The sequence below is a fragment of the Streptomyces paromomycinus genome (genome assembly GCF_003865155.1).
Taxonomy (GTDB): Bacteria; Actinomycetota; Actinomycetes; order Streptomycetales; family Streptomycetaceae; genus Streptomyces; species Streptomyces chrestomyceticus.
Genome location: NZ_BHZD01000001.1, coordinates 3,658,055 through 3,673,447 on the forward strand (window position 1 = coordinate 3,658,055; position 15,393 = coordinate 3,673,447).

The window sequence follows — 15,393 nt, forward strand, 5'->3', positions numbered from 1 at the left end:
GAGGTCACCGCTGCTCGTCGCCGCAATGCGTCATCGACGTCCCCACCCGTCGCGTCCAGGATCGCCCCGCCGGGCGAGACCCCATCCGGCCGGCGTGCGCGGCGTCGGCTCGGGAGCCGACTCGGTCTGCCATTTCACGTGGGCGGTGCCGACCAAGAGATCGAGAACCTGGTACGGGTCGTACGGGCTCAAGTACTCACCGCCGGCCCAGCGCTCCTTGACCGCTTCGACTCCAGCCGTTCCTCGACCGAACCACTGTCGGGCATCTGCGCCTCCCTGCCGCCTCCCCTGGCGCGTCACCCCCGCCCCGGACGCGGCCTTGCCCGAAGCTGGGAGACAGCCGACGATCATCGTCGGCCGTACGTCCCCTGCTGGAGTGACCGTCATGAGCGCACCGTCCGAGCCGAACCCGCCCGCCCGTCGTTCACCGCCGCCCTCCCCCGAGCGCGCCTCGCGCGACGCCGCCTCCGCCGCCTCGTCCGGGGCGTCCGCCGCCCCCGACGGCGGCGGGCTCCGGCGCACGCTGTCCTTCCGCGACCTGGTCGTCTACGGGCTGCTGTTCATCGCCCCGATGGCGCCCGTCGGGATCTTCGGCACGCTCCAGGCCAAGTCGCACGGCGCGATCGTCACCGTCTATGTGGTGGCGACGGTCGCGATGGCCTTCACCGCGTACTCGTACGCGCAGATGGTGCGGGTCGCGCCGCAGGCCGGGTCGGTCTTCACCTACGCGCGGGCCGGGCTCGGCGACGGGGCGGGCTTCGTCGCGGGGTGGATGGCGATGCTCGACTACCTGCTGATCCCGGCGGTGGCGTACCTGTTCTCCGGCATCGCCATGCACGCGCTCGTGCCGTCGGTGCACCAGTGGGTGTGGACGGCGCTCGCGGTGGTCGTCACCACGCTGCTGAACCTCCTGGGGGTACGGACGGCGGCGGTGGCCGGCTTCGTGGTGCTGGCGATGGAGCTGGCGGTGCTGGTGGTGTTCGTGGTGACGGCGGTGTGGGTGCTGGCCACGGACGGGGCGCAGCGCGGCTGGTCGGTGCCGCTGACCGGCGAGGGGGCGTTCTCCACGAGTGCGGTGCTGGCGGCGGTGTCGGTCGCGGTGCTGTCGTATCTGGGGTTCGATGCGATCGCTTCGTTCGCGGAGGAGGCGAAGGAAGCGCCGGGCGAAGCGCGTCCAGCGAAGGGTGGTGGTGGGCGACGGGCGGGCGGGGTGCGGGTGGCGCGGGCCGTGCTGACCTGCCTGGTCGTGGCGGGTGTGCTGTTCGCCGTACAGACGTATCTGGCGGCTCTGCTGGCGCCGATGTCGGCGGCTGAGCTGGCGGCCGAGCCCGCCGGGCAGGGCGACGCCTTCTACAGGACGGCGGACGCGGCCGCCGGCGAGTGGCTCCAGAAGCTGGTGGCGGCGAGCAAGGCCATCGGGGCGGCGTTCGCGGCGCTGGCGGGGCAGGCGGCGGCCGGGCGGCTGCTGTTCGCGATGGCGCGGGACCGGCGGCTGCCGGGCGCGATGGCGAAGGTGGACGCGGGCAGCGGGGTGCCGCGCCGGGCGCTGCTGGGCGCCGCGGTGGTGACGCTGGTCGCGGCGGTGTGGGCGGCCCGCCGCGACGACGGGCTGGACCACCTGTCCTCGATCGTCAACGTGGGCGCGCTGACCGCCTTCGGGCTGCTGCACGCCTCGGTGATCGGCTGGTTCTGGGTACGCAAGCGGGCCGGGCGGCCGAACGTCCTCAAGCACGTGCTGGTGCCGGTGCTGGGGCTGGGTGTGGTGGTCGCGGTCGTCGTGGAGGCGTCCCGGACCGCGCAGATCGTCGGCGCGGTCTGGCTGGTGGTGGGGCTGGTGGTACTGGGGGTGCAGTACGGGCGACGGAGGACCGGGGCGGCGGGTGGCGCGGCGGGTGACTGACGCCGCGACGGCCTGTACGGGCGCGGAGCGGCGGCGGCTCGTACAGGTGCGGAGCGGCGGCGGCTCGTACGGGCACGGAACGGCGGCGGCTCGTACGGGCACGGAACGGCGGCGGGTGGCTCCAGGTCGCTGACACCGCGCCCGGCCGTACGGTCCCGGAGCCGCGCGCCCGGGCGCTGTCAGTGCCGGGCTATACGCTCGTGGCATGAGTGTGAGGACGTCTGCGGAGGCGCCGATCCCCGTCGGCGAGGTGTCGCGGCTCATCGGGGGATGGATCGACCGGCTGGGGGCCGTCTGGGTCGAGGGGCAGATCACGCAGCTGTCCCGGCGGCCGGGCGCCGGTGTGGTCTTCCTGACGCTGCGCGATCCGTCGTACGACATCTCGGTGAGCGTGACGTGCTACCGCCAGGTCTTCGACAAGGTCGCGGACGTGGTCAGCGAGGGCGCGCGCGTCGTCGTGCACGCCAAGCCGGAGTGGTACGCCCCGCGCGGCCAGCTCTCGCTGCGGGCCGCCGAGATCAAGCCGGTGGGCGTCGGCGAGCTGCTGGCGCGCCTGGAGCAGCTGAAGAAGTCGCTGGCGGCGGAGGGCCTGTTCCGGTCGGAGCGCAAGCGGGGGCTGCCGTTCCTGCCGCAGCTGATCGGCCTGGTGTGCGGCCGGGCCAGCGCCGCCGAGCGGGACGTCCTGGAGAACGCCCGGCTGCGCTGGCCGGCGGTCCGCTTCGAGGTGCGCAACGTGCCGGTGCAGGGCGTGCACGCGGTGCCCCAGGTGATCGAGGCGGTCAAGGAGCTGGACGCGCTTCCCGAGGTCGACGTGATCATCGTGGCGCGCGGCGGCGGCAGCGTCGAGGACCTGCTGCCGTTCTCGGACGAACAGCTCGTACGGGCCGTGGGCGCCGCCCGTACCCCCGTCGTCTCCGCGATCGGCCACGAACCGGACTCGCCGCTGCTGGACCTGGTCGCCGACCTGCGCGCCTCGACGCCGACGGACGCGGCCAAGAAGGTCGTACCGGACGTCGGCGAGGAGTTCGCCCGCATCCAGCAGCTGCGCGAGCGGGCGCTGCGCGCGATCAGCGGCTGCCTGGACCGCGAGGAGCGGGGCCTGGCCGCGGCCCTGAGCAGGCCCTCCATGCAGCGGCCCCACCGGATGGTCGAGGAGCGCGAGGACCAGGTCACGGCCCTCCTGGAGCGCGGCCGGCGCACCCTGGGCCATCTGCTGGACCGCGCCGACTCCGAGCTGTCGCACACGCTGGCCCGGGTCGTCGCCCTCTCCCCCAAGGCGACTCTGGAGCGTGGCTACGCGGTGCTCCAGAAACCGGACGGCTCGGCCGTACGGTCACCGGGCGAGGTCGCACCGGACGACGAACTCCGGGCCAGGGTCGCCGAGGGCGAGTTCCGGGTACGGGTGTCCGGGAACGGCTCGCGGTCCGATGTCACACCCCCGGAATAGGGTGGGAGGCATGGCGAAGGCGAAGACGGACGACGACACGGTGGCGGACGGCACGGCGGACGCGGCGCAGTCGGACGGGTCCACGCTCGGGTACGAACAGGCCCGGGACGAGCTGATCGAGGTCGTCCGCAGCCTGGAGGCCGGCGGGACCACGCTGGAGGAGTCCCTCGCGCTCTGGGAGCGCGGCGAGGCGCTGGCCAAGGTCTGCCGCCGCTGGCTGGACGGGGCGCGGGCGCGCCTGGACGCGGCGCTGGCGGAGGAAGCGGAAGAGGACGAGGGAGAGGGCGAGGCGGGGGAGGGCGCGGCCGGGTAGCGGTCGGGGGAGTCGAGGGGCAGTCCGGGCAGTCCGGGCAGTCCGGGCAGTCCGGGCAGTCCGGGGAGCCTGTCAGCCTCGTCCGGCGCCCCGGCAACGGGCTCCGGCATCCCCGGGTGCCCGGGGCCGGATCTGGGCGCCCGGATACGGTCCCGGGCACCCGGGCAACCCCACAAGGCTCCCCCATACCCGGCCCCGCGCCGCCCTCACCCCCTGCACATCAGCCCTGCACATCAGCCCCTCACATCCCACAGCGCCCAAAGCACCGAGGTCCCGAAGCACCGAAGCACCGAACCCGCAGCACCCCCTTGTGAATCGGGTCACGATTCCCCCGTATTAGTTGAAACTTAATCTATCTTGGTTACAGTTGATGACGAACACGGAAATCCCGACCCACGAGGTGCCCTCATGTCTCTCGCGCTCGACGCCGCCGCCCAGGACCTCCTCTTCCGCGAGGCCCAGACCGCCAACTCGTTCACGGACGAGCCGGTGACGGACGAGCAGGTGCAGGCCATCTACGACCTGGTGAAGTTCGCCCCCACCGCCTTCAACCAGTCGCCGCTGCGCATCACCATGGTCCGTTCCGAGGACGCCCGCGAGCGCCTGGTGCAGCACGCGATGGGTGCCAACGGCCCGAAGACGCTGAGCGCGCCGCTGACCGTGATCCTCTCCACGGACCTGGACTTCCACGAGAAGCTGCCGACGCTGTTCCCGCACGCCCCGGGCATCAAGGACACGTTCTTCTCCGAGGCCGCCGTCCGCGAGGTCGCCGGCGTCCAGAACGCCACGCTGCAGGCCGGTTACTTCATCGTCGGCGTCCGCGCGGCGGGCCTGGCCGCGGGCCCGATGACCGGCTTCGACTTCGCCGGCATCGACAAGGAGTTCTTCGGCGACGGCAAGCAGAAGTCCTTCATGGTCATCAACATCGGCAAGCCGGGCGCCGACGCGTTCTTCCCGCGCTCGCCGCGCCTGGGCTTTGACGAGGCCGTCACCACCGTCTGATCCGGCGCCGCCCGACCAGCACGTACGACGAGGCCGCCGCACCCCTCCCGGGTGCGGCGGCCTCGTCGTATGCCTGGACCAGCCGGCCCGTCACTCCTTCTTCGCCTCCAGCGAAGCCGCCAGCTCCGCCAGCCGTCCGTACGGCGCGGTGCCGGTGAGGACGGTCGTGACGCCCTCCTGCTCGCGCACCAGCGCGCGGTACTTCTCGCCCTTGTAGCGGTCCCACTTCGTGCCGCCGACGACCTGCTTGCCCGCGGCCTTCTCGGCGCCCAGCGTGACGTCCTGGACGAACTTCTTCGCGGGCGCGTCGCTCTGCTCCAGCGCCGCGTACTCCTGCTCCGGGTCGAGGAGGCCCAGGTGCCAGGCGCCGCCCTTGCCGTCCTTGGTGGCCTTGTACGAGACGGAGGTGGCGCGCCAGCCCTCGGGCAGGCCCTTGGGCGCGGCGACCGGGTACGGCGCGGCGCGCCGGGCGGTCGCGAGCTCGACGCGGTAGTCGACCGTCTTGACCGCGTTCACCTCCGCGGTCCTGCTGTCGTTGTGCGGAATGAAGACATAGATGCCCGCGACGAGGGCGCCGATCACCGCCATCGACAGGATCATGTCCCGAACCGTCTGCTTGCCTCGCATACCTGCCACGCCTCTATGGTCCCCCATCCCCGGCTGCGCGAAGACACGCCCCCTGCCCAACGGGTGTCCGGCCCCGGCCGTGCGGGGACTCGCCCGCATGGCTCCTTGTCGCCGCTCATGCGTAGGGCCCGCTGCTCATTTTGGCGACGTACCGATAAAGTCATAGCCACCCTCACCATTCCGGCCGTCGCCGTACAGAAAGGTGCGCTCGATGACCGAGCATCATCTGCCGTCCCAACTAGAGGTCAGCCCCGAGGCTCCCGACCGCAACCTGGCGCTGGAGCTCGTCCGGGTGACCGAGGCCGGAGCCATGGCCTCGGGCCGCTGGGTCGGGCGCGGCGACAAGAACGGCGCCGACGGCGCCGCCGTCAAGGCCATGCGTGCCTTGATCCACACCGTCTCCATGAACGGTGTCGTGGTCATCGGGGAGGGCGAGAAGGACAACGCCCCGATGCTCTACAACGGCGAGCGGGTCGGTGACGGCACCGGTGCCGAGTGCGACGTGGCCGTGGACCCGGTCGACGGTACGACGCTGACGGCCAAGGGCATGGCCAACGCCGTCTCCGTGATGGCCGTGGCCGAGCGCGGCGCGATGTTCGACCCGTCCGCGGTCTTCTACATGGACAAGCTGGCCACCGGCCCGGAGGCCGCCGACTTCGTCGACATCACGGCGCCGGTCGGCGTGAACATCCGCCGGATCGCCAAGGCGAAGAAGTCCGCCGTCGAGGACGTCACCGTCGTCATCCTGGACCGGCCGCGCCACGAGGGCCTGGTCAAGGAGGTACGGGAGGCGGGCGCCCGGATCAAGTTCATCTCCGACGGCGACGTGGCCGGCGCGATCATGGCGGCCCGCGAGGGCACCGGCGTCGACCTGCTGCTGGGCATCGGCGGTACGCCGGAGGGCATCATCGCCGCGTGCGCGCTGAAGTGCCTGGGCGGCACCCTTCAGGCCAAGCTGTGGCCGAAGGACGACGAGGAGCGGCAGCGCGCGATCGACGCCGGGCACGACCTGGACAAGGTGCTGCAGACCGACGACCTGGTCCGCGGCGACAACGTCTTCTTCGTCGCCACCGGCATCACCGACGGCGACCTGCTGCGCGGGGTGCGCTACCGCGCCGAGACCGCCACCACCTCGTCGCTGGTGATGCGCTCCAAGTCCGGCACGATCCGCCGGGTCGACTCCGAGCACCGGCTCTCCAAGCTGCGCGCGTACAGCTCGGTCGACTTCGAGCGCCCCAACTAGGGCGCGCCTCCCGGCCCGGCCCGGGCCCGGCCGCCCCGGCCGGCGCCCGCAAACACTCGGGCCGGGACTCCGCCGTCTTCCCGGCGGGGTCCCGGCCCGTCACGCGTGCCGGTCGCACGGGCCGCTCAACCGGCGGCCTGCATACGGGCCGAGCGCTGCAGCTCGGTCTCCCGGCGCCGGCGGCGGGCCAGTACGACCCGGCGTTCGGCGGCGGTCAGGCCGCCCCACACGCCGTAGGGCTCGGGCTGCACGAGGGCGTGCTCCCGGCATTCGATCATCACCGGGCAGCGGGCACAGACCCGCTTGGCGGCTTCCTCCCGCGCCAGGCGCGCGGCGGTCGGCTCCTTGGACGGTGCGAAGAACAGGCCCGCCTCGTCACGGCGGCACACCGCCTCCGCGTGCCAGGGACCGGCCTCTTCGCGAGAGGGAACCCGCTGGGACGGAACAACTGCGGTGTCCTGCAGAGGCTGATGCGGTAGCAGCACGGTCTACTCCTGACGACGGCTTCGGCGAAGAGTCACCCTTGCCCGTCTCGCTGCGCACGACTTTTCGCACCCCGCAGCCGTACGAGAGACGATGCACCAGCCCTACCCGCTGTACGCGTGCTTATGCACACGGTTGCGAACGGCCGCCGAGCAGTGCGGACGCGCCGCGGAAACACCGGCTCCGGGGGCCGGGTCGCCGTCGTCGTCCCCGTCAGTCGCGGTGGTCGCCGTGCCACCGCGCGTGCCGCTCGCGCCGCTCGTCCCGGCGGTGTTCGTGCAGCGACCGGCGCTCGTCGCGCCGCTGCTCCTGCCACGCGCGCCGGGCGCCGCGCAGATCGTCGCGCAGATCGCGCAGCCACTTGCCGCGCTTGGCCCGTGCCTCGACGCTGCCGAGCACCGCGTAGCCGTTGACGAGGACGACCGGGGCGTCCGGGTCCACCGACTCGTTGGTCTCGACCTCGAAGGCGCCGAGCACGCCGGAACCGCTGCTGCGCAGGGTGACGTTCTCGGGCACCCGGATCTCGACGCTGCCGAAGATCGCGGTGACGTTGATCCGGACCTGCTGCTGCTGGAAGATCCCCTCGGTCAGGTCGATCTCCACGCTGCCGAAGACCGCGACGGCGTTGATGCGGGAGGGCACCCGCCAGCGGCCCTTGCGGGTGGCGGCGCTGAAGATCGCGACCATGTTCTGGTCCGGCAGCGCGCCGCCCGGCTCCGGCGGGTACGCGTCGGCCGCGGGCCGGGGCCCGGGAGCGCCGCCCTCCACCGGCAGGTCCCGTACCAGCGGCTCCAGTTCGCCCATCGTCTTGGCGCGGTAGACCAGGTCGATGCGCTCGGAGTGCTCCTCGGCGTCCAGCCGCCCGACCGCCAGCGCCTCGCGCAGGATCTCCGCGATCCGGTCCCGGTCGGCGTCGGAGGCCCTCAGCTCGGCCTCGGCCACGGGCTTGGTCAGGTTCACCGGCTGCTGGGCTCGCTTGGCGAGCGACGATTCGTCCACGGGAGGCAGCCTACCGAAACGCGATAGATCGCGACTAGGGGATGCGCGAGCCCGGGTGGGCTCCAGGTGAGCCTTACCTCACAGCGGTGACCGGGAGCGGGGGTTCTACGCTGGTCAGGCGCTGCCGCAGATGTCAGCCGAAATCCACCGCCGAGTGAGGAATGGCCCCTGATGCCGGAATTCGCCTATACCGACCTGCTGCCCGTAGGCGAGGACAACACCCCCTACCGCCTGGTCACTTCCGAGGGCGTGAGCACCTTCGAGGCCGACGGGCGTACGTTCCTCAAGGTCGAGCCGGAGGCGCTGCGCAAGCTGGCCGCCGAGGCGATGCACGACATCTCGCACTACCTGCGCCCGGCCCACCTCGCCCAGCTGCGCCGCATCCTGGACGACCCCGAGGCGTCCGCCAACGACCGCTTCGTGGCGCTGGACCTGCTGAAGAACGCCAACATCGCGGCGGCGGGCGTGCTGCCGATGTGCCAGGACACCGGCACTGCCATCGTCATGGGCAAGCGCGGCCAGAACGTGCTGACCCAGGGCCGTGACGAGGAGGCGCTCTCCCGCGGCATCTACGACGCGTACACCCAGCTCAACCTGCGGTACTCGCAGATGGCCCCGCTGACCATGTGGGACGAGAAGAACACCGGCTCCAACCTGCCGGCCCAGATCGAGCTGTACGCGAACGACGGGGACGCGTACAAGTTCCTGTTCATGGCCAAGGGCGGCGGCAGCGCCAACAAGTCCTTCCTCTACCAGGAGACGAAGGCCGTCCTCAACGAGGCGAGCATGATGAAGTTCCTGGAGGAGAAGATCCGCTCGCTGGGCACGGCCGCCTGTCCGCCGTACCACCTGGCGATCGTGGTCGGCGGCACCAGCGCCGAGTACGCCATGAAGACCGCGAAGTACGCCTCCGCGCACTACCTGGACGAGCTGCCCGCCGAGGGCTCCCCCACCGGCCACGGCTTCCGGGACAAGGAGCTGGAGGAGAAGGTCTTCGAGCTGACGCAGAAGATCGGCATCGGCGCGCAGTTCGGCGGCAAGTACTTCTGCCACGACGTGCGCGTGGTGCGCCTGCCCCGGCACGGCGCGTCCTGCCCGGTCGCCATCGCCGTCTCCTGCTCCGCCGACCGCCAGGCGGTGGCGAAGATCACCGCCGAGGGCGTCTTCCTGGAGCAGCTGGAGAAGGACCCGGCGCGCTTCCTCCCGGAGACGACCGAGGCGGAGCTGACCGAGGGCGCCGGCCCGGACCTCGACGCCGTACGGATCGACCTGAACCGCCCGATGGACGACGTCCTGGCCGAGCTGACCCGGCACCCGGTCAAGACCCGGCTCTCGCTCACCGGCACGCTGGTCGTCGCCCGCGACATCGCGCACGCGAAGATCAAGGAGCGGCTGGACGCGGGCGAGGAGATGCCCGAGTACCTGAAGAACCACCCGGTCTACTACGCGGGCCCGGCGAAGACCCCCGAGGGCTACGCGTCCGGCTCCTTCGGCCCGACCACGGCCGGCCGGATGGACGCCTACGTCGAGCAGTTCCAGGCGGCGGGCGGCTCCAAGATCATGCTGGCCAAGGGCAACCGCTCGAAGCAGGTCACCGACGCGTGCGCCGCGCACGGCGGCTTCTACCTGGGCTCGATCGGCGGCCCGGCGGCGCGCCTGGCGCAGGACTGCATCAAGAAGGTCGAGGTCCTCGAATACGAGGAGCTGGGCATGGAGGCGGTCTGGCGGATCGAGGTCGAGGACTTCCCGGCGTTCATCGTCGTGGACGACAAGGGCAACGACTTCTTCCAGGACCCGGCGCCCGCTCCGACGTTCACCAGCATCCCGGTACGGACCGCCTGACCGCCGTACGGCTCCGCCGGGTGCTTCGCTGTGCGCGTACCGCCTGACGGACGAAACCTGCCGGTGCCCGGGAACAGAACCGCTGTTCCCGGGCACTGACATAGACATGAGCGACAACGGCCTGAGCGGCGACAACGGCGAGTACCGGACCGAGCACGACTCGATGGGCGAGGTGAAGGTGCCCGCCCGCGCGAAGTGGCGGGCGCAGACCCAGCGCGCGGTGGAGAACTTCCCGGTCTCCGGGCAGCGGCTGGAGCGGGCGCACATCGAGGCGCTGGCCCGTATCAAGGCCGCGGCGGCCAAGGCCAACGCCGGGCTGGGCGTGCTGGACGAGGACGTCGCGACGGCGATCCAGGAGGCCGCGGCGGAGGTCGCGGACGGCAAGTGGGACGACCACTTCCCCGTGGACGTCTTCCAGACCGGCTCCGGCACGTCGTCCAACATGAACACCAACGAGGTGGTCGCGACCCTCGCCACCGAGCGGCTGGGCCGCGACGTGCACCCCAACGACCACGTCAACGCCTCCCAGTCGTCCAACGACGTCTTCCCGTCCTCGATCCACATCGCGGCGACCGCGGCCGTCACCCACGACCTGATCCCGGCGCTGGAGCACCTGGCGGCCGCGCTGGAGCGCAAGGAGACCGAGTTCGCCGAGGTGGTGAAGGCGGGGCGGACGCATCTGATGGACGCCACGCCCGTCACCCTCGGCCAGGAGTTCGGCGGCTTCGCCGCGCAGATCCGCTACGGCGTGGAGCGGCTGCGGTCCGCGCTGCCGCGGCTGGCCGAACTGCCGCTGGGCGGTACGGCGGTGGGCACCGGCATCAACACCCCGCCCGGCTTCCCGGCCGCGGTGATCGCCGAGGTGGCGCGGACGACGGGACTGCCGCTGACCGAGGCCCGCAACCACTTCGAGGCGCAGGGCGCGCGGGACGCGATCGTGGAGACCAGCGGGCAGCTGCGCACCATCGGCGTCGGCCTGACGAAGATCGCCAACGATCTGCGCTGGATGTCCTCGGGGCCGCGCACCGGCCTCGCCGAGATCAACCTGCCCGACCTCCAGCCCGGTTCGTCCATCATGCCCGGCAAGGTCAACCCGGTGATCCCGGAGGCGGTGCTGATGGTGGCCGCGCAGGTCACCGGCAACGACGCGACGGTGGCCGCGGCGGGCGCCGCGGGCAACTTCGAGCTGAACGTGATGCTGCCGGTCATCGCGAAGAACGTGCTGGAATCGGTACGGCTGCTGGCCAACGTCTCCCGGCTGCTGGCGGACCGCACGGTCGACGGGATCACCGCCAATGCCGAACGGGCCCGGGAGTACGCCGAGTCGTCGCCCTCCGTCGTCACCCCGCTCAACAAGTACATCGGGTACGAGGAGGCCGCCAAGGTCGCCAAGAAGTCCCTTTCCGAGCGGAAGACGATCCGCGAGGTGGTCATCGAGTCCGGTTACGTCGACCAGGGGCTGCTGACGGAACAGCAGTTGGACGAGGCACTGGACGTACTGCGCATGACACATCCGTAACGGTCCGTGCGGCCTCCGTCACAGCCAGGGCATCGGCACGCCACTAAGATCTGCGCATGACAGCGGACATGGTGGAGACGAGGAAGGGCGCCGCCGGGGCGAAGGGCACGCGGGCCGCCGCGGAGCGGCCGGGACGCTGGGCGCCCGGTGACCAGATCCTGTGGCGGTACCGCGACAACGCCGGTGACGGTATCCACATCTGCCGTCCGATGACCGTCGTCCAGGACACCGACGAGCTGCTCGCGGTGTGGATGGCGCCCGGCACACCCTGCGTCAAGCCGGTGCTGGCCGACGGGACGCCCGTCCACCGCGAGCCGCTCGCCAGCCGCTACACCAAACCGCGCCGCACCACCCGTGACCAGTGGTTCGGCACCGGGGTGCTGAAGCTGGCCCGGCCGCGCGACCCCTGGTCGGTGTGGCTGTTCTGGGAGCCCGGCTGGCACTTCAAGAACTGGTACGTGAACCTGGAGGAGCCGCGGCGCCGCTGGCCGGGCGGCATCGACTCGCAGGACCACTTCCTGGACATCTGCGTGTACCCGGACCGGCATTGGGAGTGGCGCGACGAGGACGAGTTCGCGCAGGCGCAGCGGGACGGGCTGATGCCGGCCGCGCTGGCGGCGGACGTACGGGCGGCGGGCCGGGCGGCGGTCGAACACATCGCCGCCTGGGGCGTGCCGTTCGGTTCCGGCTGGGAGGACTGGCGGCCCGATCCGGCGTGGGGGGTACCGGGGCTGCCGGAGGACTGGGACCGGGCCGCGCGGGGCTGAGGACCCGGTTCCGGGGCGGCCGCGCGGGCGTCCGCCCCGTCCGCGGGAACGGCTCACCGGCCGGTCGTCCGAGGGGGCGGCTCCGGGCGCACCGGTGAGCGGGCGAGGGCGCGGTGCGGCGTGCGAGTGAGCCCCCTTGATGCGCCCCTGGGGATCAACCGTAGGATCGTCCTCCACAAGACTGCACAGGCGTAACTCAAGACTGCACGGAACTGCACGGACGTGGCTCCCGAGGCGGAGCCCCGAACTTGACCGCGGTCGCAGGAGAGGCGAGGTCGTGAGCGCTGAAGGCTACGACGGATACGAGGGCCTGAACCGGTTAGTCCTGGACCGGGCGGGGCAGGCGGAGGCGTTCGACGCGATCGGCGACCGGTACGACGACGCCTTCCCGCACAAGGAAGGACAGCTCGCGGCCGGCGCACGGCTCGCGGCCGCGCTGCCGCCCGGGTCGCAGGTGCTGGACGTGGGCTGCGGCACAGGCCTGCCGACGGCCCGTCAGCTGACCGACGCGGGACACACGGTGGTCGGTGTGGACCTCTCCCCCTCGATGGTCGCGCTGGCCCGCGACAACGTCCCGGCGGCCCGCTTCCACCGGCTGGACATCGCCGACCTGCGCGACGGCCGGCTCGGCGGTCCGGGCTCCTTCGACGGTGCCGTAGCCTTCTTCTCGCTGCTGATGCTGCCCCGCGCGGAGATTCCGTACACCCTGCGGATGCTGCACACGCTGCTGAAGCCCGGCGGGCTGCTGGCCCTGTCCATGGTCGAAGCCGACCTGGACGACTGCCCGATTCCGTTCCTGGGCAGCACGATCCGGGTATCGGGTTACCTGCGGGACGACTTGCGCCAGGTCGTGCACGACGCGGGCTTCGAAGTCACCGGGGAGGACTCGTATGCGTATGCCCCGGCCAGTACGGACACCCCACCCGAGTTCCAGCTCTTCCTGCACCTGCGACGCGCTTGAGACGCGGCGCGCCACGCGCGCAGCCCCGGACGGATGGAATCCCACGCGTGACGGAGCACCCGACCTCCCACGAACCGCGGCAGGCCGCCCCGCCTGCCGCGTCCTCGGCGACCCCGCACGGGGGCCCGCCCGAGCCGGCGCCGTACGCCGCGGCCGCCGATCCCCGCGGTCTTCCGGGGCAGTCCTCGGCCGGCGGACCGGCCGAGGTGGCTGACATGTCGGCCGCCGCGCCGCGCGGTGACGATTCTTCTGCGTGCGCCGCGGACGGCGGCCGGGCGGACGCCGGTGCGGGCCGGCCCCGGCCGCGCCCCGGAGAGACGCCCGGGGAGACGCCCGGGGTGCCGCCGCCCGCCGCGCCGCACGGCGTGCCGGTGGAGACCGGTGCCCGCGGCGGGGCGGCCGGACGCGCCCCCGAGCCGGCCGGCGGCCCCGGCGCGCCGCCCGCCCGCTCAGCGCACCCCGCACCGCCCGCCGAGAGCGTCGAGCTGCTGGCGGCGCGTCAGGCGGGCGGTGACCGGCTGCGGTTCATCGGCGCGGCGACCCGGCGGATCGCCCGCGGCATAGACCTCGACGAGATCGTGCTGGGGCTGTGCCGGGCGACGGTGCCGACGTTCGCCGACGCGATCCTGGTCTACCTGCGCGACCCGCTGCCGGTGGGCGACGAGCGGCCGACCGGCCCGGTGGTGCTGCGGCTGCGCCGTACCGACCGGATTCCCGAGGAGCCGGACACCAACGGCGGGCGGCTGCCGATGCTGCCCGCGCAGCCGGACCTGAGTCCCGCGATGGGCGGCAGCGCGGCGGAGCTGTCCGAGGTGCTGCCGGGCGGGCCGCTGGCGGAGGTGCTGCGCGGCGTACGGCCGCTGTTCGGCGAGGTGCAGGCGGCGCGTGCCGCGCTGCCGGAGCTGCTCGGCCCGCTCACCCACCTGCCCGCCGGGCACCGGGTGATCCTGGCGCCGCTGCGCGGCCGCCGCCGGGTGATCGGCGCGGCGGTGTTCCTGCGCCGCCCGGACCGCCCGGCCTTCGAGGCGGACGACCTGCTGGTGGCGGCGCAGCTGGCGACGCACACCGCGCTGGGTGTCGACAAGGCGGTGCTGTACGGGCGCGAGGCGTACATCGCGGACGCGCTCCAGCGCACGATGCTGCCGGACTCGCTGCCCCAGCCCACCGGCGTACGGCTGGCCAGCCGCTATCTGCCCGCCGCGGAGACGGCGCGGGTGGGCGGCGACTGGTACGACGCGATCCCGCTGCCCGGCAGCCGGGTGGCGCTGGTGGTCGGCGACGTGATGGGCCACTCCATGACCTCCGCGGCGATCATGGGCCAGCTGCGCACCACCGCGCAGACCCTCGCGGGGCTGGACCTGCCGCCGCAGGAGGTGCTGCACCACCTGGACGAGCAGGCGCAGCGGCTGGGTTCGGACCGGATGGCGACGTGCCTGTACGCGGTCTACGACCCGGTGGCGCACCGCATCATGGTCGCCAACGCCGGGCATCCGCCGCCCGTGATGCTGCACCGGGGCGGGCGCCCGGAGGTGCTGCGGGTGCCGCCGGGCGCGCCGATCGGCGTCGGCGGGGTGGACTTCGAGGCGGTCGAGCTGGACGCGCCGGCGGGCGCCACGCTCGTGCTGTACACGGACGGTCTGGTGGAGTCCCGTATCCGGGACGTGTGGACCGGCATCGAGCAGCTGCGGGAGCGGCTGACGGAGACGGCCCGGCTGACCGGGCCCAACCCGCCGCCGCTGGAGCCGCTGTGCGACGAGGTGCTGGACATGCTCGGCCCCGGCGACCGGGACGACGACATCGCGCTGCTCGCGGCCCGCTTCGACGGGATCGCGCCGAGCGACGTCGCGTACTGGTATCTGGACCCGAAGGCGCAGACGGCCGGGCAGGCGCGCCGGCTGGCCCGCCGGGCGCTGTCCCGGTGGGGCCTGGAGGAGCTGACCGATCAGCTGGAACTGCTGGTCAGCGAGGTGGTCACGAACGCGGTGCGGTACGCGGAGCGGCCGATCACGCTGCGGCTGCTGCGGACGGACGTGCTGCGCTGCGAGGTCGGCGACGACGTCCCGCAGCTGCCCAGGCTGCGCCAGGCGCGGCCGTCCGACGAGGGCGGGCGCGGTCTGTACCTGGTCAACCGGATGGCCCGGCGCTGGGGCGCGACACGGCTGAGCACGGGCAAGGTGGTGTGGTTCGAGCTGTCCATGCCGTTCGGGGGCGCCCCGTAGACAGGGGTTTCCGGACGCGGCCGCCGGGGCGCCGCGAGGCGCGCCGGCGGCCGGACTTCGTCTCGAACCGG

The 15,393-nt window shown here is 72.6% G+C and carries 13 protein-coding genes; 10 read left to right on the forward strand and 3 right to left on the reverse strand.

Annotation, left to right across the window (positions count from 1 at the left end):
• Positions 1–385 precede the first annotated feature (385 nt).
• The 4 genes from OEIGOIKO_RS14895 to OEIGOIKO_RS14910 all read left to right on the forward strand — a co-directional run bounded on the left by OEIGOIKO_RS14895 (position 386) and on the right by OEIGOIKO_RS14910 (position 4,662).
• Complete coding sequence (locus tag OEIGOIKO_RS14895; RefSeq protein ID WP_246177346.1) at positions 386–1,900, forward strand: APC family permease; 1,515 nt, start codon at positions 386–388, stop codon at positions 1,898–1,900.
• A gap of 205 nt (positions 1,901–2,105) precedes the next feature.
• Positions 2,106–3,347, forward strand: coding sequence for an exodeoxyribonuclease VII large subunit (gene xseA / locus OEIGOIKO_RS14900; RefSeq protein ID WP_125054463.1), 1,242 nt, complete (start codon positions 2,106–2,108; stop codon positions 3,345–3,347).
• 10 nt (positions 3,348–3,357) lie between these two features.
• Positions 3,358–3,660, forward strand: coding sequence for an exodeoxyribonuclease VII small subunit (locus tag OEIGOIKO_RS14905; RefSeq protein ID WP_125054464.1), 303 nt, complete (start codon positions 3,358–3,360; stop codon positions 3,658–3,660).
• 408 nt (positions 3,661–4,068) lie between these two features.
• Positions 4,069–4,662: a malonic semialdehyde reductase gene (locus OEIGOIKO_RS14910; RefSeq protein ID WP_125054465.1), complete on the forward strand. Its 594-nt coding sequence runs from the start codon at positions 4,069–4,071 to the stop codon at positions 4,660–4,662.
• A 90-nt stretch (positions 4,663–4,752) separates the two neighbouring features.
• On the opposite strand, the gene OEIGOIKO_RS14915 is transcribed toward OEIGOIKO_RS14910, so the two are convergent.
• Positions 4,753–5,289, reverse strand: a complete 537-nt coding sequence (locus tag OEIGOIKO_RS14915) for a DUF4245 domain-containing protein (RefSeq protein ID WP_125058698.1) — start codon at positions 5,287–5,289, stop codon at positions 4,753–4,755.
• A 211-nt stretch (positions 5,290–5,500) separates the two neighbouring features.
• Here OEIGOIKO_RS14915 and glpX point away from each other — a divergent pair, with 211 nt between their 5' ends.
• Positions 5,501–6,532 carry a class II fructose-bisphosphatase gene (gene glpX, locus OEIGOIKO_RS14920; protein WP_031000860.1) on the forward strand — a complete coding sequence of 344 codons (1,032 nt, stop codon included), beginning with the start codon at positions 5,501–5,503 and terminating at the stop codon, positions 6,530–6,532.
• Between the two features lie 125 nt (positions 6,533–6,657).
• Here glpX and OEIGOIKO_RS14925 read toward each other — a convergent pair whose 3' ends face one another.
• Entirely contained in the window at positions 6,658–7,017 is a 360-nt protein-coding gene (locus OEIGOIKO_RS14925; RefSeq protein ID WP_063759207.1) for a WhiB family transcriptional regulator, read from the reverse strand.
• A gap of 211 nt (positions 7,018–7,228) precedes the next feature.
• Positions 7,229–7,975: a DUF1707 SHOCT-like domain-containing protein gene (locus OEIGOIKO_RS14930; protein WP_246178005.1), complete on the reverse strand. Its 747-nt coding sequence runs from the start codon at positions 7,973–7,975 to the stop codon at positions 7,229–7,231.
• Positions 7,976–8,185: 210 nt separating this feature from the next.
• On the opposite strand from OEIGOIKO_RS14930, the gene OEIGOIKO_RS14935 reads away from it, so the two are divergent.
• The 5 genes from OEIGOIKO_RS14935 to OEIGOIKO_RS14955 all read left to right on the forward strand — a co-directional run bounded on the left by OEIGOIKO_RS14935 (position 8,186) and on the right by OEIGOIKO_RS14955 (position 15,322).
• On the forward strand, positions 8,186–9,856 hold the full coding sequence (locus OEIGOIKO_RS14935) for a fumarate hydratase (RefSeq protein ID WP_125054467.1): 1,671 nt from the start codon (positions 8,186–8,188) through the stop codon (positions 9,854–9,856).
• Positions 9,857–9,962: 106 nt separating this feature from the next.
• Complete coding sequence (locus OEIGOIKO_RS14940) at positions 9,963–11,375, forward strand: class II fumarate hydratase (protein WP_125054468.1); 1,413 nt, start codon at positions 9,963–9,965, stop codon at positions 11,373–11,375.
• A gap of 68 nt (positions 11,376–11,443) precedes the next feature.
• Positions 11,444–12,142: a cytidylyl-2-hydroxypropylphosphonate hydrolase gene (gene fomD / locus OEIGOIKO_RS14945; RefSeq protein WP_125058699.1), complete on the forward strand. Its 699-nt coding sequence runs from the start codon at positions 11,444–11,446 to the stop codon at positions 12,140–12,142.
• Positions 12,143–12,419: 277 nt separating this feature from the next.
• Positions 12,420–13,103: a class I SAM-dependent DNA methyltransferase gene (locus OEIGOIKO_RS14950; RefSeq protein WP_125054469.1), complete on the forward strand. Its 684-nt coding sequence runs from the start codon at positions 12,420–12,422 to the stop codon at positions 13,101–13,103.
• Between the two features lie 47 nt (positions 13,104–13,150).
• Positions 13,151–15,322 (forward strand): ATP-binding SpoIIE family protein phosphatase, encoded by a 2,172-nt coding sequence (locus tag OEIGOIKO_RS14955; protein ID WP_125054470.1) that lies wholly within the window; start codon positions 13,151–13,153, stop codon positions 15,320–15,322.
• Positions 15,323–15,393: the final 71 nt, after the last annotated feature.

Coding starts and splice junctions, on each gene's coding strand:
- OEIGOIKO_RS14895 (WP_246177346.1), top strand. CDS start 386: ATGAGCGCACCGTCCGAGCCGAACCCGCCCGCCCGTCGTTCACCGCCG.
- xseA (WP_125054463.1), top strand. CDS start 2,106: ATGAGTGTGAGGACGTCTGCGGAGGCGCCGATCCCCGTCGGCGAGGTG.
- OEIGOIKO_RS14905 (WP_125054464.1), top strand. CDS start 3,358: ATGGCGAAGGCGAAGACGGACGACGACACGGTGGCGGACGGCACGGCG.
- OEIGOIKO_RS14910 (WP_125054465.1), top strand. CDS start 4,069: ATGTCTCTCGCGCTCGACGCCGCCGCCCAGGACCTCCTCTTCCGCGAG.
- OEIGOIKO_RS14915 (WP_125058698.1), bottom strand. CDS start 5,289: ATGCGAGGCAAGCAGACGGTTCGGGACATGATCCTGTCGATGGCGGTG.
- glpX (WP_031000860.1), top strand. CDS start 5,501: ATGACCGAGCATCATCTGCCGTCCCAACTAGAGGTCAGCCCCGAGGCT.
- OEIGOIKO_RS14935 (WP_125054467.1), top strand. CDS start 8,186: ATGCCGGAATTCGCCTATACCGACCTGCTGCCCGTAGGCGAGGACAAC.
- OEIGOIKO_RS14940 (WP_125054468.1), top strand. CDS start 9,963: ATGAGCGACAACGGCCTGAGCGGCGACAACGGCGAGTACCGGACCGAG.
- fomD (WP_125058699.1), top strand. CDS start 11,444: ATGGTGGAGACGAGGAAGGGCGCCGCCGGGGCGAAGGGCACGCGGGCC.